17 protein-coding genes are annotated in these 15274 nt (G+C 71.4%); 9 read left to right on the plus strand and 8 right to left on the minus strand.

Translation table 11 applies throughout. The features are described 5' to 3' along the window. Positions 1 to 40: 40 nt before the first annotated feature. The 5 genes from ACX9MN_RS02210 to ACX9MN_RS02230 all read right to left on the minus strand — a co-directional run bounded on the left by ACX9MN_RS02210 (position 41) and on the right by ACX9MN_RS02230 (position 4559). Positions 41 to 1540, minus strand: coding sequence for a carboxypeptidase M32 (locus tag ACX9MN_RS02210; protein ID WP_489723635.1), 1500 nt, complete (start codon positions 1538 to 1540; stop codon positions 41 to 43). Positions 1541 to 1584: 44 nt separating this feature from the next. Then, positions 1585 to 3387, minus strand: coding sequence for an ATP-binding cassette domain-containing protein (locus ACX9MN_RS02215; protein ID WP_489723636.1), 1803 nt, complete (start codon positions 3385 to 3387; stop codon positions 1585 to 1587). Between the two features lie 66 nt (positions 3388 to 3453). Continuing rightward, positions 3454 to 3696, minus strand: coding sequence for a hypothetical protein (locus ACX9MN_RS02220; RefSeq protein ID WP_020093386.1), 243 nt, complete (start codon positions 3694 to 3696; stop codon positions 3454 to 3456). Positions 3697 to 3770: 74 nt separating this feature from the next. Further along, entirely contained in the window at positions 3771 to 4085 is a 315-nt protein-coding gene (locus ACX9MN_RS02225; protein WP_020093387.1) for a polyhydroxyalkanoic acid system family protein, read from the minus strand. Positions 4086 to 4208: 123 nt separating this feature from the next. Next, positions 4209 to 4559 (minus strand): septal ring lytic transglycosylase RlpA family protein, encoded by a 351-nt coding sequence (locus ACX9MN_RS02230; protein WP_100252147.1) that lies wholly within the window; start codon positions 4557 to 4559, stop codon positions 4209 to 4211. Between the two features lie 586 nt (positions 4560 to 5145). On the opposite strand from ACX9MN_RS02230, the gene ACX9MN_RS02235 reads away from it, so the two are divergent. Next, the gene (locus tag ACX9MN_RS02235; protein WP_489723637.1) at positions 5146 to 6336 is read left to right on the plus strand and encodes a site-specific DNA-methyltransferase; all 1191 of its coding nucleotides are present in this window, start codon (positions 5146 to 5148) and stop codon (positions 6334 to 6336) included. A 100-nt stretch (positions 6337 to 6436) separates the two neighbouring features. Here the strand turns inward: ACX9MN_RS02235 and mutY are convergent, their stop codons facing one another. Beyond that, entirely contained in the window at positions 6437 to 7780 is a 1344-nt protein-coding gene (mutY, locus tag ACX9MN_RS02240) for an A/G-specific adenine glycosylase (protein WP_100252247.1), read from the minus strand. Between the two features lie 134 nt (positions 7781 to 7914). Here mutY and ACX9MN_RS02245 point away from each other — a divergent pair, with 134 nt between their 5' ends. From ACX9MN_RS02245 to ACX9MN_RS02280, 8 genes are all read left to right on the plus strand, one after another. Next, the gene (locus tag ACX9MN_RS02245) at positions 7915 to 8397 is read left to right on the plus strand and encodes a DUF721 domain-containing protein (RefSeq protein WP_020093391.1); all 483 of its coding nucleotides are present in this window, start codon (positions 7915 to 7917) and stop codon (positions 8395 to 8397) included. A gap of 89 nt (positions 8398 to 8486) precedes the next feature. After that, positions 8487 to 9131, plus strand: a complete 645-nt coding sequence (locus ACX9MN_RS02250) for a DsbA family protein (protein WP_100252149.1) — start codon at positions 8487 to 8489, stop codon at positions 9129 to 9131. Between the two features lie 191 nt (positions 9132 to 9322). After that, entirely contained in the window at positions 9323 to 9697 is a 375-nt protein-coding gene (locus tag ACX9MN_RS02255; protein ID WP_056525259.1) for an AtpZ/AtpI family protein, read from the plus strand. Between the two features lie 74 nt (positions 9698 to 9771). Next, entirely contained in the window at positions 9772 to 10527 is a 756-nt protein-coding gene (locus ACX9MN_RS02260; RefSeq protein ID WP_020093394.1) for a F0F1 ATP synthase subunit A, read from the plus strand. Positions 10528 to 10593: 66 nt separating this feature from the next. Beyond that, positions 10594 to 10821 carry a F0F1 ATP synthase subunit C gene (locus tag ACX9MN_RS02265; protein ID WP_007566773.1) on the plus strand — a complete coding sequence of 76 codons (228 nt, stop codon included), beginning with the start codon at positions 10594 to 10596 and terminating at the stop codon, positions 10819 to 10821. Positions 10822 to 10965: 144 nt separating this feature from the next. Continuing rightward, complete coding sequence (locus ACX9MN_RS02270) at positions 10966 to 11544, plus strand: F0F1 ATP synthase subunit B family protein (RefSeq protein WP_020093395.1); 579 nt, start codon at positions 10966 to 10968, stop codon at positions 11542 to 11544. Between the two features lie 15 nt (positions 11545 to 11559). Next, positions 11560 to 12045 (plus strand): F0F1 ATP synthase subunit B family protein, encoded by a 486-nt coding sequence (locus tag ACX9MN_RS02275; RefSeq protein ID WP_170855147.1) that lies wholly within the window; start codon positions 11560 to 11562, stop codon positions 12043 to 12045. A 214-nt stretch (positions 12046 to 12259) separates the two neighbouring features. After that, positions 12260 to 13540 (plus strand): NAD(P)/FAD-dependent oxidoreductase, encoded by a 1281-nt coding sequence (locus ACX9MN_RS02280; RefSeq protein ID WP_091976979.1) that lies wholly within the window; start codon positions 12260 to 12262, stop codon positions 13538 to 13540. Positions 13541 to 13619: 79 nt separating this feature from the next. Here ACX9MN_RS02280 and ACX9MN_RS02285 read toward each other — a convergent pair whose 3' ends face one another. Further along, on the minus strand, positions 13620 to 14489 hold the full coding sequence (locus ACX9MN_RS02285; protein ID WP_091976981.1) for a formate/nitrite transporter family protein: 870 nt from the start codon (positions 14487 to 14489) through the stop codon (positions 13620 to 13622). Between the two features lie 43 nt (positions 14490 to 14532). Then, a complete protein-coding gene (locus ACX9MN_RS02290) occupies positions 14533 to 15273 on the minus strand; it encodes a competence/damage-inducible protein A (RefSeq protein ID WP_020093399.1) in 741 nt (246 codons plus the stop codon). Position 15274 lies beyond the last annotated feature (1 nt).

The raw sequence follows: 15274 nt of genomic DNA on the forward strand, positions 1-15274 counted from the left end.
CGGCGGAGGGGTCGTTCGTCCCCTCCCCGGCCACCGCGTCTCAGGCGCCCGCGCCTCCGAGGTAGCGCGCCTCCAGATGGGCCCGGAACGCCGCCGTGCCGAGCCTCGTCCCGGTGGCGCGGGTGAGGAGGTCGTCGGTGTCGAGCAGGCTCCCCACCGCGTGGACATGCGTGCGGAGCCAGTCCCGCAGGGGGCCGAAATCGCCCTGCGCGAGGCAGCCCGGCAGCGCCGGCTCGGCCGCGCGGGCCGCCCGGAACAGCTGCGCGGCCGCCAGGGCGCCGAGGGTGTAGGTCGGGAAATAGCCGAACGCCCCGCTCGGCCAGTGGATGTCCTGGAGGCAGCCGACCCGGTCGTCGGGCACCGTGAGCCCGAGGAGGTCGCGCAGGCCGTCGTTGAACGCCCCCGGCAGGTCGCGCACCGCGAGGTCGCCCGCGATCATCGCGGTCTCCAGCCGGTAGCGCAGCAGGATATGGGCCGGGTAGGTCGCCTCATCGGCATCCACCCGGATGAAGCCGGGCGCCACCCGGGTGTTGAGCGCGTGCAGGTTCTCCGGCGACCATTCGGGCCCGGATCGCCCGAACGCCGCCTGCAGGAGCGGCGCCAGGAAGGTGAAGAACTCCCGGCTCCGGCAGGCCTGCATCTCGACGATGAGCGACTGGCTCTCGTGCAGGCTCATGCCCCGCGCCGCGCCGACCGGCTGGTTGCGCCACGCCGCCGGCCGCCCCTGCTCGTAGAGGGCGTGCCCGGTCTCGTGGAGAACGCCCATCAGCGCCCGGCCGAAATCGGCCGCGTCGTAGCGCGTCGTGATCCGCACGTCGTCGGTGGCGCCGCCGCAGAACGGGTGCAGGCTGATGTCGAGCCGGCCGCGGGTGAAGTCGAAGCCGACCGCCGCCATCAGCTTCAGGCCGAGATCGCGCTGCACCGCCACGTCGAACGGGCCGGCGAGCGGGAGCGGTGCCGGCCGGGACGCCTGGATCTCCCGGGCGCGGGCGATCAGGGCCGGCAGCCAGTCGGTCAGGTCCGCGAAGAGCGGGTCGATCGTCGCCCGGCGCATGCCGGGATCGTAGCTGTCGAGCAGCGCGTCGTAGGGATCGAGGCCGAGGGCCGCGCCCTTCGCCTGGCCGATCTCCCGCTGGAGCCGCAGCACCTCGGCGAGGTGGGGTTCGAGGCGGCCGAAGTCGGCGTCGCGCCGCGCCTCGCGCCAGACCATCTCCGAGCGGGACACGGCGCGGGAGCTGGCCTCGACGAGGTCGCGGGGGACCGCCGTGGCGTGTCCTTGCGCGCGGCGCATCTCGCGCAGGTTGGCGGCGGCCCAGGGTTCGAGGCCCCCGCCCTGCTCGGCCGCCGCCAGCTCCTCGGCGGCCTCGGGGGCCGTGAGCATCCCGTGGGCGAGCCCGCGCAGGATCGCGAGCTGGTCGCCGCGGGCCTCGGCGGCGCCGTCCGGCATCAGCGTCTGCGCGTCCCATCCGAGGATGCCGGCCGCGCCCTCCAGGGCGGCGAGCCGGGCGAAGCGCTGTTCGAGGGTCTGATAGGCGGTCATGCGGTCTCCGGTCGGGTACGTCTCGCGGCGCGACGGTGCGGCTCTCACCCCGCCTGAAGCATCTCCAGTTCCAGCCAGCGGTCCTCCGCTTGTGACAGCTCGGTCTCGGCCTGGGCCAGCATGGTCGAGGCCTTGTCAAACCGGGCCGGGTCGCGGGCGTAGAGCTCGGGGTCGGCGAGGATCGTGCGGAGCTGGGCGATCGCCGCCTCGAGCTTCTCGATGCGGGCCGGCAGGGTCTTCAACTCGTGCTGGTCCTTGAAGCCGAGCTTGGGCTTGCCCGACGGCTGGGCGGCCGGCGCGGCGGCGCGCTCGCGCGACTCCTTCGCCTTCGGCGCGACGGTCCGCGCCTCGACGCCCTGGCCGCGCTGGACCAGCATGTCGCTGTAGCCGCCGGCATACTCGACCCAGCGGCCGGCGCCCTCCGAGACCAGCACGCTGCCGGCCACGCGGTCGAGGAAGTCGCGGTCGTGGCTCACCAGGATCAGCGTGCCCTGGTAGTCGCCCAGCATCTCCTGGAGCAGGTCGAGGGTCTCGAGGTCGAGGTCGTTGGTGGGCTCGTCGAGGACGAGGAGGTTGGCCGGCTGGGCCAGGGCGCGGGCGATCAGCAGCCGGTTGCGCTCGCCGCCGGACAGCACCGAGACCGGCGTGCGCGCCTGCTCGGGCGTGAACAGGAAGTCCTTGAGATAGCCGATCACGTGGCGGCTCTGGCCGTTCACCGTGACGCTGTCGCCGCGGCCGCCGGTCAGCACGTCGGTGACGGTCATGCCGGGCTCGAGCACGGCTCGGGCCTGATCGAGCACCACCGGCAGCAGGTTGGTGCCGAGCACCACCTGCCCGGCATCCGGCGCGAGCCGGCCCATCAGCAGGTTGATCAGGGTGCTCTTGCCCGCGCCGTTCGCCCCGACGATGCCGAGCCGGTCGCCCCGCATCACCCGCAGGGACAGCCCGTCGACGATCCTGCGCTCGCCGTAGCTCTTCGCGATGTCGCGGGCCTCGACGACGAGGCTCCCGGAAGATTCGGCGTCCGAGGCCTGCATGCTGACGCTGCCCACGGGGCGGCGCACCTCGCGGCGGTTCTGCCGGAGTTCGTGCAGGTTGCCGAGGCGGCGGACGTTGCGCTTGCGCCGCGCGGTGACGCCGTAGCGCAGCCAGTGCTCCTCGGCGGCGATCTTGCGGTCGAGCTTGTGCTGGTCCCGCTCCTCCTCCTCGAAGAAGGCGTCGCGCCACGCCTCGAAGCTGGAGAAACCCTGGTCGATCCGGCGGGTCTCGCCGCGGTCGAGCCAGATCGTGGCCCGCGACAGCGCCGAGAGGAATCGCCGGTCGTGGCTGATGAGCACGAGGGCCGCGCGGGTGCCCTTCAGCTCCGTCTCGAGCCACTCGATCGCCGGCAGGTCGAGATGGTTGGTGGGCTCGTCGAGGAGCAGCACGTCGGGCTCGGGGGCGAGCGCCTGCGCCAGCGCGGTGCGGCGCCCCTCGCCGCCGGAGAGCTTGCTCGGATTCTCCGCGCCGGTCAGGCCGAGGCTCTCCAGCAGGTAGCGGGCGCGGTGGGTCGATTCGCCCGGCGGCAGACCGGCCTCGACGAAATCCAGGGTGGTGGCGAAGCCCGTGAAATCGGGTTCTTGCGCGAGGTAGCGGATCGTCGTGCCGGGCTGGACGAAGCGCCGGCCCCGGTCGGGCTCCGTGAGGCCCGCGGCGATCTTCATGAGCGTCGACTTCCCCGACCCGTTCCGGCCGACGAGGCAGGTGCGCTCGCCCGGCGCGATGGCGAGGCTCGCGCCCGTGATCAGCGGCGTACCGCCGAAGGTGAGCGCGACGTCCTGGAGGGTGAGGAGCGGGGGAGCGGCCATGGGCCGGCTTATGGCAGCGCGGGGCGGCCTGTTCAAACAGAGCCGCCCCCGTCGGTCGGCGCCCGGTCAGGCGATCGGGTTGGCCGGTCCTGTCGGCGGGCTGATCTCGGGCACGCCCGGATCGTTGACGGGGATCTCGGGCGGCTGGATGCCCGGCGCCTCCGCCGGGGTGTTCCCGGGGATCTCCGGCCCGGGCGGCTGGGTCGGCGCCTGCGGCGGATCGTAGGGGCGGTCCGGCACCGGCGTCGGCTGCGGCGGCACCTCGGGGACCTGCCCCGGGTCGGCGAGCGTGAAATCGGGCACCGTCATCCTCCGCGAGACCGGCGGTGCACAGCGGCACCGGTCCCGCGGAAACAGAGTGCGGCGGATCCGGTTCCGGAGGGCTACTTCTTCGTCAGCAGGAGGTTGCCCTCCTTGCTCGCCACCTTCTGGATCTTCTCGGCGAACAGGGCGAGGAGGAACGGCAGCTTCACCTCGAGGCGCACGCTCTCCGCGCCCACGTCAATCGTGCCGGCGATCTTCTGCGCCACCGCGGACACGCCGAAATCGAGCCGGTCGCCCGTCCAGGCGAGCTGGTCCACCGTGATTCCGCTCTTGGCCAGGAGGGCCCGCGCCTGATCCGTGCCGTGCTCCAGGCGCCGCTTGGCCTCGTCGCGGCCGAGGTCGTGCGGGATGTCGACGATGAGGGGCTTGGGCATGGGTGGGTGATCCGAGCTGAACCCGGCAGCAGATGGTGCGTCCGGGTCCGGCAGACAACGCCCCGGAGGCTGCGCCGCCCGCGCGGGCGGAGGCGCGCCGGGGCGCTCGATGCCCGTGAAGGGTCAGTGCACGACGTGCAGCGACACGTAGCTGACGCCGCCCATGCCGAGGGCGCGGGCGGAGCCGCGCGACAGGTCGATGATGCGGCCGCGCACGAACGGACCGCGATCGTTGATGCGCACGACGATCGAGCGGCCGGTCCGCTTGTTCTCGACGCGGACCCGGGTGCCGAACGGCAGGCTGCGATGGGCGGCGGTCAGTCCGTTGGGGTTGAAACGCTCGCCGTTGGCGGTGCGATGGCCGCTCCCGTACCAGGAGGCCGCTCCGCTCTGGGCGGCAGCCGGGAGGCTTGTTCCGACGACGGTGGACAGCATTCCAAGCGAGACAACGAGCTTACCGAAACCGAACGACATTCTCGACGCATTCCCATTGTTTTTGTCGGGGCGGCGCCAGTCGTGCCCGAAACGGGCCGGAATATGGCAGGCTTTTTCGGGCTGTCGGGGTCACATTTTGGCCGATTTCGCGCTGGTCATCCCCATTACATGGCGGCTTATTTCAGTTTATTTCCGCTCTTGTTGCGGGTGATGCATTGGCGTGTGGTTCTGCGTATTCAGCAAGAACTGCTCGCCTCCGTCGGGGAGGATGCAAAATAGGACATCATTCTTAAGCCTTGCGCGGAGCGTGACCCTGCGTCCCGCTGAGGTGGAAGCGCGACCCGCCCGGCGCCCCTGGCACGACGATGATTGTCGTGCGCGGCTGTTTCCCAAGCACAGGCTGCCGCGGCCGCGCGCGACCCGCAGGGATAGAGTGTTGTCGCCCGATCCCGGCGGCGCGGCGCAGCCGGGTAACGGTTGCTTAATCTGTCGGAGGATTGTCCGGGCGCCCGGTCGGCAAAATCTGCAGCCCCAGAACGGGACGCGCCGGACGCGAAATCGACAACGTGACCTTTACCGTACCCGGCGCATGGTCTGCCGGTCAGTCGCGTAACCGGTGTTTGCCATGGCTTCCCCGCGTACCGTGGCTGCCGACGCCGTCGCCCGGAAACAGGTCTCGCGTGCCGGGCGGCCCGCGTCGGCGCCACGGATGGGTCTCGTACCCGCCCAGCGTTCTCTGCCCCTCGACCAGGTACTCGTCGGGGACTGCATCGCGGCCATGAACGCCTTGCCGGCGTCGAGCGTCGACTGCGTGTTCGCCGACCCGCCCTACAACCTTCAGCTCGGCGACGCCGGCCTCCTGCGCCCGGACCAGAGCCGCGTCGACGCGGTCGACGACGACTGGGACAAGTTCGCGACCTTCGAGGCCTACGACACCTTCACCCGGGACTGGCTCGCCGCCTGCCGCCGCGTGATGAAGCCGAACGCGACCCTCTGGGTGATCGGGTCGTACCACAACATCTTCCGGGTCGGGAGCGCGTTGCAGGATCTCGGTTACTGGATCCTCAACGACATCGTCTGGCGCAAGGCCAACCCGATGCCGAACTTCCGCGGCAAGCGCTTCACCAACGCCCACGAGACCCTGATCTGGGCCTCGCGCTCGGCCGACTCGAAGGGCTACACCTTCCATTACGAGGCGCTGAAAGGGGGCAACGAGGACCTCCAGATGCGCTCGGACTGGTTCATCCCCATCTGCACCGGCGAGGAGCGGCTGAAGGATGCGGAGGGCCGCAAGGTCCACCCGACCCAGAAGCCCGAGGCTCTGCTCGCCCGGACGCTGCTCGCGGCGACCAATCCCGGCGACGTGGTGCTCGACCCGTTCTTCGGCACCGGCACGACCGGCGCCGTCGCCAAGCGCCTCGGCCGCCGCTTCATCGGCATCGAGCGCGAGGCGACCTACGCCGAGGCGGCCCGGGAGCGGATCGCCGCCGTGGAGACCCTGTCGAGGGCCGCCCTCATGGTGGCGCCGACCAAGCGCGCCGAGCCGCGGGTCCCGTTCCTGTCGGTGATCGAGGCGGGCCACATCCGCCCCGGCGAGACCGTGACCGACGAGCGCCGCCGGTTCCGCGCCACGGTGCGCCCGGACGGCCAGCTCGACAACGGCCTCGTCATCGGCTCGATCCACAAGATCGGCGCGCTCGTGCAGGGCCTGCCGGCCTGCAACGGCTGGACGTTCTGGCACGTGGAGCGCGGCGGCAAGCCGGTGGTGATCGACAGCTACCGGGCCGGTCTCCGGCAGGCGATGGCCAACGGCTGAGCCAGCACACCGTCTCTGCGAGCGGAGCGAAGCAGTCCAGCAGCGCCACGCAGACAGATGTCGCGCTGCCCTGGGTCGCTGCGCTCGCGATGACGGTCGGCTACCGCTTCCGGGCCGGCCCCGGCCGCCGCGGCGATGACCGGGCCCGCGCCGGTGCGGGCGATGGCTCGACCTCGCCTTCGAACAGTTCGTCCGTCTCCTGCGGCGGCACCGGCGCCGCCTTCGGCTGCGGCTTCGGGACAGCGCGCACGCGCGGGCGCGGGTCCGGATCCGGCATCGAGACCGGTGGCTCCATCGCCGCCAGCAGCGGCATCGGCGGCGGTTCCTTCCTCGGGCGCCCGCGCGGCTTCTTCTCGGGCTCCGGCTTCGGGTCGAAGGCGTGCGCCAGGACCTTGCGCATGAGGCCGGGCAGCGGTTCGTCCGCGAGGGCGCCGCGCGGCGTGAAGCGCATGCCGGCCGGAGCCGGCGTCGCCAGCGCGACGCGGGCCACGAACACCGTCAGCTCCAGGGGAAAATGCGTGAAGCCGTGGCGGACGAGGCCCGGGAGCCGCTTCCAACGCGCGTCGAGGGGCGCGTCCAGCAGGGCGGCGGCCACGTCGTAATCCGGCTCCCAGGCGCTCCCCGGCGGCTCGGCCATGTTGCCGAGCAGCCCCTCGGGGGCGCGGGTCCGCAGCAGCACCGCCTCGTCGCCGCTGCGGATCGCCACGAAGGCGGCGCCGCGGCGGAGCGCCCCCTTGGCGACCCTGATCTTGCGCGGGAAGGTCTCCTGCGTGCCCAGCGACCGCGCCCGGCAGGGCCGCATCCACGGGCAGAGCGCGCAGGCGGGGCGCTTGGGCGTGCAGATCGTCGCGCCGAGATCCATGAGCGCCTGGGCGAAGTCGCCCGGCCGCTCCTGCGGGACGAGCGCCTGCGTCAGGCGGCGGATCTCCGGCCGGCTGCCCGGGAGCGGGGCCGCCACCGCGTAGGCCCGGCTCAGGACCCGCTCGACATTGCCGTCGACGGCGGCCTCCGGCCGGTCGAACGCGATCGCGGCGATCGCGCCGGCCGTGTAGGCGCCGATTCCCGGGAGCTTGCGCAGGCCCTCGGCGGTGTCGGGGAAGTGGCCGCCGGCCGCCGCGACCGCCTTCGCGCAGGCGTGCAGATTGCGCGCGCGGGAATAGTAGCCGAGGCCGGCCCAGGCCGACATCACCGCCTCCTCGGGCGCCTCGGCCAGGGCGAAGATGTCGGGGAAGCGCGTCAGGAAGCGCTCGAAATACGGCCGCACCGCCGCGATGGTGGTCTGCTGCAGCATCACCTCGGACAGCCAGACCCGGTAGGGATCGGGGACTGCGCCGGCGAGCGCCCGCCAGGGCAGCACCCGCCGATGCCGGTCGTACCAGGCGAGCAGGTCGTCGGCGCGCGGTCCGGGACCGGCTTCAGGATCCGTGGCTGTGCGAGGCGGCATGGGCGGGTCGACAGGGGTCGCGCTGCATAGCCGGAGCGCCGCGGCGATCATAGGGCGGCGAAAGCGCCGGCGCGTGCTCCCTTCGTCAACCATCCTGCGCTAACCTTCTCCGGATCCACGGGGCCGGAACCACCATGGCGCGCGTCAAACCGCTGGCCGAACTGATCGAGAGTTGCATCGGGCCGGCCTTCGCGGCGCAGGGTTTCGCCTCGACCGACATCCTGGCCGCGTGGCCGGAGATCGTCGGCGAGCGGCTGGCGCGCTACTGCCGCCCGTCCAAGCTGGAATGGCCGAAGCGCCGCCGGAGCGAGTCCGCCGCGCCCGAATCCGGCACGCTGGTCGTGCGCGTCGAGGGCGTCTTCGCGCTCGAGTTGCAGCATCTCGCGCCGGTGGTGATCCAGCGGATCAACGCCCATTACGGCTGGGCCTGCGTCTCCCGGATCGTGCTGCAGCAGGACCGGGTCGGGCGCGCCGGCCGGGCGCCCGCCCGCGCGCGGGTCGATCCGGCCGCCGCCGTCGAGGTCCAGCGCGCCGTGGCGGGAATCGCCGATGACGGCCTGCGCGCGGCCCTCGATCGCCTCGGCACCGCCGCCGTGGCGACGCGCCCGGAGCGGTGAACGGTCGATTCGGTCACCTTGCCAGGACGGTCGCGCCCGAGTACCGGCATCCGGACGCCACGACTGATCAATCCGGCGGAGCCTGCCCGATGACGACGCGACGCGACGCTCTCAAGTTCTCCGGCCTCGCCCTCGGCGCCGGCCTCGCCCTGCCGTATCTCGGACGTCCCGCCCGGGCGCAGAATTCCGAGATGGCGGCCCTGCTGCAGCCGGGCCCCCTCGGCGACGTCTGGCTCGGCCCGGCGGACGCCAAGTGCACGATCATCGAGTACGCCTCGATGACCTGCTCGCACTGCGCGGCTTTCCACCGGACCACGTGGCCGACCCTGAAGGAGCGCTACATCGACGCCGGCAAGGTGCGGTTCACGCTCCGCGAATTCCCCCTCGACCCGCTGGCCACCGCGGCCTTCATGCTGGCGCGCTGCCAGGGCGATGCCAAGTACTACCCGATCACCGACCTGCTGTTCGATCAGCAGGCGGCCTGGGCCTTCACGCCGAAGCCCGTGGACGCGCTGGAGCAGATGCTCCGGCAGGCGGGCTACAACAAGCAGACCTTCGAGGCCTGCCTGAAGGACCAGAAGATCTACAGCGCGGTCAACGCCGTGAAGCAGCGCGGCCTCGACGTCTTCAAGGTGGATTCGACCCCGACCTTCTTCATCAACGGCGAGCGCTACACCGGCGAGATGACCGTCGAGGGGATGGAGAAGGTGATCAAGCCGATCATCGGCGCCTGATCGGCCCGCCGGGGCCTCGCGCGCGGCGCGGCTCCGGCGCATCGCACAAAGTTGGAATACCAAAATAAAATCAATTACTTACGGTGTATGGGGTTCGCCTTGACACTCAAGATAGGCGAAACTATGGTGCGCCCCGCTTGCTGGGGGTGTCCAGCCGGTTCCACAGCTTCCCGCCCGATGAGTTTTGAGCCGTGAACGGCGACGATCCGAGGGACGGGAGAGGGACCGAGCAGACGCCGACGGACAGCGAACTCTCCGCGAGGCTCAGACGTCTCGAGACGCAGATCGAACGGAAGCGGCCGCAGGCTGCTCCCGGTCATTCCACGCGCCCTCGGGACGGCGGGCCATCCTCGCTGGGCCAGGCCATGACGCTCTCCACGGAGTTCGTCGCGGGCGTGATCGCGGGGGGCATACTCGGCTGGATCGTCGATCATGTCTTCGGGACGAAGCCCTGGGGCCTGATCGTCCTCCTGATGCTGGGGTTCGTCGCGGGGGTCTACAACGTGATGCGGGCGTCGGGTTTCGCCGGCGCGCGTCCGGGACGGCGCGATCGGCAGGAGCCATAAGGCGCGCCGGTCAGTGGGGAATGTGGGGCGGCCGACACCCGTCGGCGCGCCGGACAAGAAGGGCGGAAGCGGGAATGGCGGTCACGATCGACCCGATCCATCAGTTCGAGCTGAAGCCGCTCGTGTCGCTGGGCCATATCGGCCACCAGCAGCTCGCGTTCACGCAGTCGGCCCTCTACATGTTCGCCGCCGTCGGCGTGATCGCGCTCATCACCATCGTGGCGACCGCGTCCCGCTCGGTCGTTCCGGGCCGCATGCAGTCGCTGGCCGAGATCTTCTACGAATTCATCGCCGACACCGTGCACCAGGCGACGGGCGACGGCGGCAAGCGGTTCATGCCGCTCGTGTTCTCGCTGTTCATGTTCGTGCTCGTCCTGAACCTGTTCGGCATGATCCCCTACGCCTTCGCGGTGACCAGCCACCTGATCATCACCTTCGGCCTCGCCGCGCTGGTGATCTCCACCGTGGTGATCTTCGGCGTGATGAAGCACGGCACCCACTTCTTCGGCCTGTTCGTGCCGTCGGGCGTGCCGAAGCCGCTCCTCGCGATCCTGGTCCCGATCGAGGTGATCTCGTTCATCTCGCGCCCGATCAGCCTGTCGGTCCGTCTGTTCGCCAACATGCTGGCCGGCCACATCGCGATGAAGATCTTCGCGTTCTTCGTGGTCCAGCTCCTTCTCGCGGGCGCCTGGAGCGTGCTATCGCCGCTCCCGCTGTTCCTGACGATCGCGCTGACCGCTCTCGAGTTCCTCGTTGCGGCGCTTCAGGCCTACGTCTTCGCGACGCTGACGGCGATCTACCTCAACGACGCCCTTCACCCCGGCCACTGATCGGCCGGCTCCACCCGCCGCAAACGTCACCGCACGTTTCGATCTGAAGAGACCTCAGGAGTTACCATGGATCCCGTCGCTGCGAAGTACATCGGCGCCGGCCTCGCCTGCCTCGGCATGGCGGGTGCGGGCATCGGCCTCGGCAACCTGTTCGGTCAGTTCCTCGCCGGCGCCCTTCGCAACCCGTCCGCGGCCGACGGCCAGCGCGCCACCCTGCTCCTGGGCTTCGCCCTCACCGAGGCGCTCGGCATCTTCTCGCTGCTGATCGCGCTGCTGCTGCTCTTCGCCGTCTGATCGGCGCCAGAGGCCGCGGTCCCCGCGGTCTCCTCCCGGGCCCCGGCCCGATGAACGGGTGGACGCTCCCGCAACGGGGCGTCCGCCTTCGTCCGTCACCGCGCCGGCGGTGGCCTCAGCGAACGGTGTCAGTGTAGCGGTCTCATGGCGCAGCCCAATCCCCTCACCACGCCGCCCCCGGGCGCCGACACGCAGGTCGTGCCGGGCCATGTCGAGCATACGGAAGCGCATTCCGGCGCCTTCCCGCCCTTCGAGACCTCGGGCTTCCTGGCGCAGCTGATCTGGCTCGCCCTGGCCTTCGGCCTCCTCTACTACCTGATGGACAAGATCGCGCTGCCGCGGATCCAGTCGATCCTGCACGCCCGCGCCGAGCGCCTGCGTGCCGACCTGGACCAGGCGCAGGCGATGAAGGCCGAGGCGGATGCCGCCGGCGTGGCCTTCGAGACCGCCCTCCGGGACGCCCAGGGCAAGGCGCGCGACATCGCGCAGACCACCCGGAACGAACTGGCCGCTGAGGCCGAGACCAAGCGCAAGGCGCTGGAGGACGAGCTGAACGCCAAGCTCTCCGCCTCCGAGGCGACGATCCGCACGCGGACCGAGGCCGCCATGGGCAACGTCCGCTCGATCGCGGGTGAGGCCGCGTCGGCCATCGTCGAGCGTCTGACCGGGCAGGCCCCGGACCGGACGAGCCTCGACCGCGCCCTCGACGCCACCGCACACTGACGGGATCCCACGATGCTGCTCGAAGCCGAATTCTGGGTCGCCGTCGCGTTCGTCATCTTCATGGGCATCGCCTGGAAGGCCGGCGCCTTCTCGACGATGCTCAAGGGCCTGGACGGGCGCGCCAACCGCGTCCGCCACGAGCTCGACGAGGCCAAGCGCCTGCGCGAGGAGGCCGCCGCCGTGCTGGCCGACTACAAGCGCCGCCGCGCCGAGGCCGAGAAGGAGGCCGAGTCGATCGTCGCCGGTGCCCGCGAGGAGGCCCAGCGCGCCGCCGAGGAAGGCCACCGCAAGCTGGACGATTTCCTGGCCCGCCGCACCAAGGCCGCCGAGACGAAGATCGCCCAGGCGGAAGCCCAGGCCGAGGCTCAGGTCCGCGCCGCCGCCGCGGAGGCCGCCGTGAAGGTCTCGGAGACGATCCTGCGCGAGCGGATGCAGGGTGACGCCGCCCAGAACCTGATCCGCGCGAGCCTCGGCGAGGTGCGGACCCGCATGCGCTCCTGATCCGGAGGCAGCAGCGCGACGTTCACGAAAGCCGCCTCCGGGCGGCTTTTTTCATGGTCGACGGCCCCTGTCGGCCGACGCGATCCCGCCCGGCGCGGGATCGGGGGACGGGCCGCGCAGGACGCGCTTCCGACGCCGGGCGGAATCGGCGCGCGCCGCGGCGAACATCGAGGCCGTGACCGGCGTTCCCGACCCGTGAGGATGCGGAGACGTCATGGCGGAGAGACCACGGATCGTGATCGTCGGCGGCGGCGTCGCCGGGATCGAAGTGGCGACCAGCCTCGGACGCGGCGGCCGGGCCGACGTCACCCTCGCCGATCGCAGCCTCTCGCACGTCTGGAAGCCGATGCTGCACACCTTCGCGGCGGGTACGGCCCGGGCCGACCGGCAGAAGGTGGATCTCTTCGCCCAGGCGCGCCGCAACGGCTTCCGCTTCCAGCCCGGCGCCCTCGTGGGCATCGACCGGGCGGCCAGGCGCGTCCGGCTCGCGGTCGAGGCCGCGGAGGGGGTTCCGGAAGTGGAGCGCGCCTACGACCTGCTGGTGCTCGCCATCGGCAGCCGCGCCAACGATTTCGGCACGCCGGGCGTGGCCGAGCATTGCCTGACCATCGACGACCTGACCGAGGCCGAGCACTTCCACGAACAGCTGCGGTGCCATCTCCTGGCCCGGCTCGACGGCGGCGGCCTGCTGGAGATCGCCATCGTGGGCGGCGGTGCGACCGGCGTCGAGCTGGCCGCCGAGCTCAAGCACGCCATCAACCTCTTCGCGGCCTACGGCTCGCCCGACCTGCCGGGGCGCCTGCGCCTGACGCTGATCGAGAGCGGGCCGCGCCTGTTGCCGGCCTTCCCCGAGAAGGTGTCGCGCGCCGCCGCCCGAACCCTGTCGGATCTCGACGTGGAGGTCCGGACCGGCGCGACGGTGACGGCCGCGGACGCGGACGGGTTCATCCTGAAGGACGGCCGCCGCATCCCGGCCGGGCTGAAGGTCTGGGCCGCCGGCGTCAAGGCGCCGGACGTGCTCGCCGGCCTCGACGGCCTGGAGCGCTCGCGGGCCGGGCAACTCGTCGTCCGCCCGGACCTGCGCACGACCCGGGATCCGGCCATCATCGCCCTCGGCGACTGCGCCAGCCTCACCGACTCCCGGACCGGCCACCCCGTTCCGGCAACGGCGCAGGCCGCACGCCAGCAGGCGCAGCATCTCGCGCGCCATCTCGGCCGCGCGCTGGCCCGCGGGGATGCGCCCGACGCGGACCTGCCTCCGTTCCACTATGCCGAGAAGGGCGCGATCGTCTCGCTCGCGGATTTCAACGGCTGGGGCACGCTCGGCCGCTACACGTTCGGCGGCGGGCGCCTGAACGGGCTCTCGGCGCGGCTGACGCACGACCTCCTCTACCGGCAGCACCAGATCGGGCTCTACGGGCCGCTGCGCGGGACGATGACGTGGGTCCTCGACGATCTCGACCACCTGATCAGCCCGCCGGTGCGGCTCGACTGAGGCGGCCGGCGCGGATCCGGCGTCGCGGGCGGCGCGCGGTGCCGCCGGCGGCCCGAGTCCTCGGTCCAAGTCCTCGGTCTCAGTCCGGACGCTCGCCCTCGACCGCCTTGGTCTCCTCGACCTCGGGGGCGACCTGCCCGTAGTTCAGCACCGCCACCAGCGCCACGCCGCCGAACGTGTTGCCGAGCAGCGTCGGCAGGAAGAACTTCACCGCGTAATCGTGCAGCGACGCGGCGCCCGTGACCACGAGGTAGAAGGCCTCGACGGAGCCGGCCACGATGTGGGCGAGGCTGCAGAGCGCGACCAGCCACGTCATCAGGAGGATCACGAACGGCGCCGCGCTGGCGGTGGCCGGCAGGAACCAGACCATCAGGGCGATCATCCATCCGGCGAAGACGGCCTTGACGAAGGTCGCCCAGAACCCGTGCGCGATGGCGTCGTGGCTGATCTCCGCGAAGGCCCTGAGGACCGGCGGCTCGAAGGCGCCCGAATAGGCCAGCACCGTCGCGATCGCGAGCGTGCCCAGGATGTTGCCCGACAGCACAATCGTCCAGAGCCTGACGACGCGGAGCGCCGTCTTCACGGAGCGGTCGTGCAGGAGCGGCAGGATCGGCGTGATGGTGTTCTCGGTGAAGAGCTGCTGGCGCCCCAGGACGACGACCAGGAACCCGACCGCGTAGCCCATCGAGCCGACGATCTTGGCCCAGTCGGTTTCCGGCAGGTGGCTCCGCAGGACGCCCGGCACGATCAGCGACAGGGCGATGCTGAGCCCGGCCGCGAAGGCCGAGAGGAACAGCGCGAGGCCGTGGCGCCGCAGCTCCTCGTCGCCCTCGAGCCGGATGACCTCGTGCAGGACGTAGGCGTCGGGCCGGCCGATCTCGGAGACTTCCTTCAGCAGCTCGTCCCGGCGCGTCTCGGGGTCGGCCCGCTTGTCCCTATCCCGCACCATCCGACAGCTCCGCTACGCAACACGATCGATCGGACGGGACGAGTCAGGCCGAGAGCCGCGCCAGCAGGGCCTCGACGGCGCCGCGCGCCTCGGCGAGGGCCTCCGGGTCCCGGCTGCGCACGACGATCCGGTTGCGGAAGCCCTCCGGCGTGATCGCCGGGTACGAGCCGATGGAGACGGCTTGCCGCGCCCTCGCGATCTCGCCGAGGCCGCCCGCGTAGCTGCCCTCCGGGAGGCCGGCCGCCTCGATCGTCTCGGACAGCATCGCGGCGCCGCCCGTCAGCGTCGGGGCGATCGAGTCCAGCATGGCCTGCATGATGCTGGGCACGCCGGCCATCACGTGGACGTTGCCGATGCGGAAGCCCGGCGCCTTCGAGACGGGATTGGCGATCAGGTCGGCCCCGAACGGGATCCGCGCCATGCGCAGGCGGGCCTCGTTGAGATCCTCGGGTTTGTGCCGCTCCAGCAGCATCGCCCGGGCGCGCTCGTCGACGTCGATGCCGACCCCGAAGGCCTCGGCCACGCAGTCGGCGGTGATGTCGTCGTGGGTCGGGCCGATCCCGCCGGTGGTGAACAGGTAGGTGTAGCGGGCGCGCAGGGCGTTGACCGCCTCGACGATCATGGCCGCCTCGTCGGGCACGATCCGCACCTCGCGCAGGTCGATCCCGGCGGCGGTGAGGAAGTCGGCGATGGTGCCGATGTTCTTGTCCTTGGTGCGACCCGAGAGGATCTCGTCGCCGATGACGAGGATCGCGGCGGTGACGGATTCGGAAGGCTGGCTCATG

It is taken from the genome of Methylobacterium sp. 1A, from assembly GCF_058072805.1.

Excerpts from the sequence above, each read along its gene's own strand:
- ACX9MN_RS02230 (WP_100252147.1), bottom strand. The coding sequence starts at position 4,559 with ATGTCGTTCGGTTTCGGTAAGCTCGTTGTCTCGCTTGGAATGCTGTCC.
- ACX9MN_RS02245 (WP_020093391.1), top strand. The coding sequence starts at position 7,915 with ATGGCGCGCGTCAAACCGCTGGCCGAACTGATCGAGAGTTGCATCGGG.
- ACX9MN_RS02220 (WP_020093386.1), bottom strand. The coding sequence starts at position 3,696 with ATGACGGTGCCCGATTTCACGCTCGCCGACCCGGGGCAGGTCCCCGAG.
- ACX9MN_RS02225 (WP_020093387.1), bottom strand. The coding sequence starts at position 4,085 with ATGCCCAAGCCCCTCATCGTCGACATCCCGCACGACCTCGGCCGCGAC.
- ACX9MN_RS02235 (WP_489723637.1), top strand. The coding sequence starts at position 5,146 with ATGGCTTCCCCGCGTACCGTGGCTGCCGACGCCGTCGCCCGGAAACAG.
- ACX9MN_RS02290 (WP_020093399.1), bottom strand. The coding sequence starts at position 15,273 with ATGAGCCAGCCTTCCGAATCCGTCACCGCCGCGATCCTCGTCATCGGC.
- ACX9MN_RS02285 (WP_091976981.1), bottom strand. The coding sequence starts at position 14,489 with ATGGTGCGGGATAGGGACAAGCGGGCCGACCCCGAGACGCGCCGGGAC.
- ACX9MN_RS02280 (WP_091976979.1), top strand. The coding sequence starts at position 12,260 with ATGGCGGAGAGACCACGGATCGTGATCGTCGGCGGCGGCGTCGCCGGG.
- ACX9MN_RS02265 (WP_007566773.1), top strand. The coding sequence starts at position 10,594 with ATGGATCCCGTCGCTGCGAAGTACATCGGCGCCGGCCTCGCCTGCCTC.
- ACX9MN_RS02270 (WP_020093395.1), top strand. The coding sequence starts at position 10,966 with ATGGCGCAGCCCAATCCCCTCACCACGCCGCCCCCGGGCGCCGACACG.
- mutY (WP_100252247.1), bottom strand. The coding sequence starts at position 7,780 with ATGCCGCCTCGCACAGCCACGGATCCTGAAGCCGGTCCCGGACCGCGC.
- ACX9MN_RS02210 (WP_489723635.1), bottom strand. The coding sequence starts at position 1,540 with ATGACCGCCTATCAGACCCTCGAACAGCGCTTCGCCCGGCTCGCCGCC.
- ACX9MN_RS02215 (WP_489723636.1), bottom strand. The coding sequence starts at position 3,387 with ATGGCCGCTCCCCCGCTCCTCACCCTCCAGGACGTCGCGCTCACCTTC.
- ACX9MN_RS02260 (WP_020093394.1), top strand. The coding sequence starts at position 9,772 with ATGGCGGTCACGATCGACCCGATCCATCAGTTCGAGCTGAAGCCGCTC.
- ACX9MN_RS02250 (WP_100252149.1), top strand. The coding sequence starts at position 8,487 with ATGACGACGCGACGCGACGCTCTCAAGTTCTCCGGCCTCGCCCTCGGC.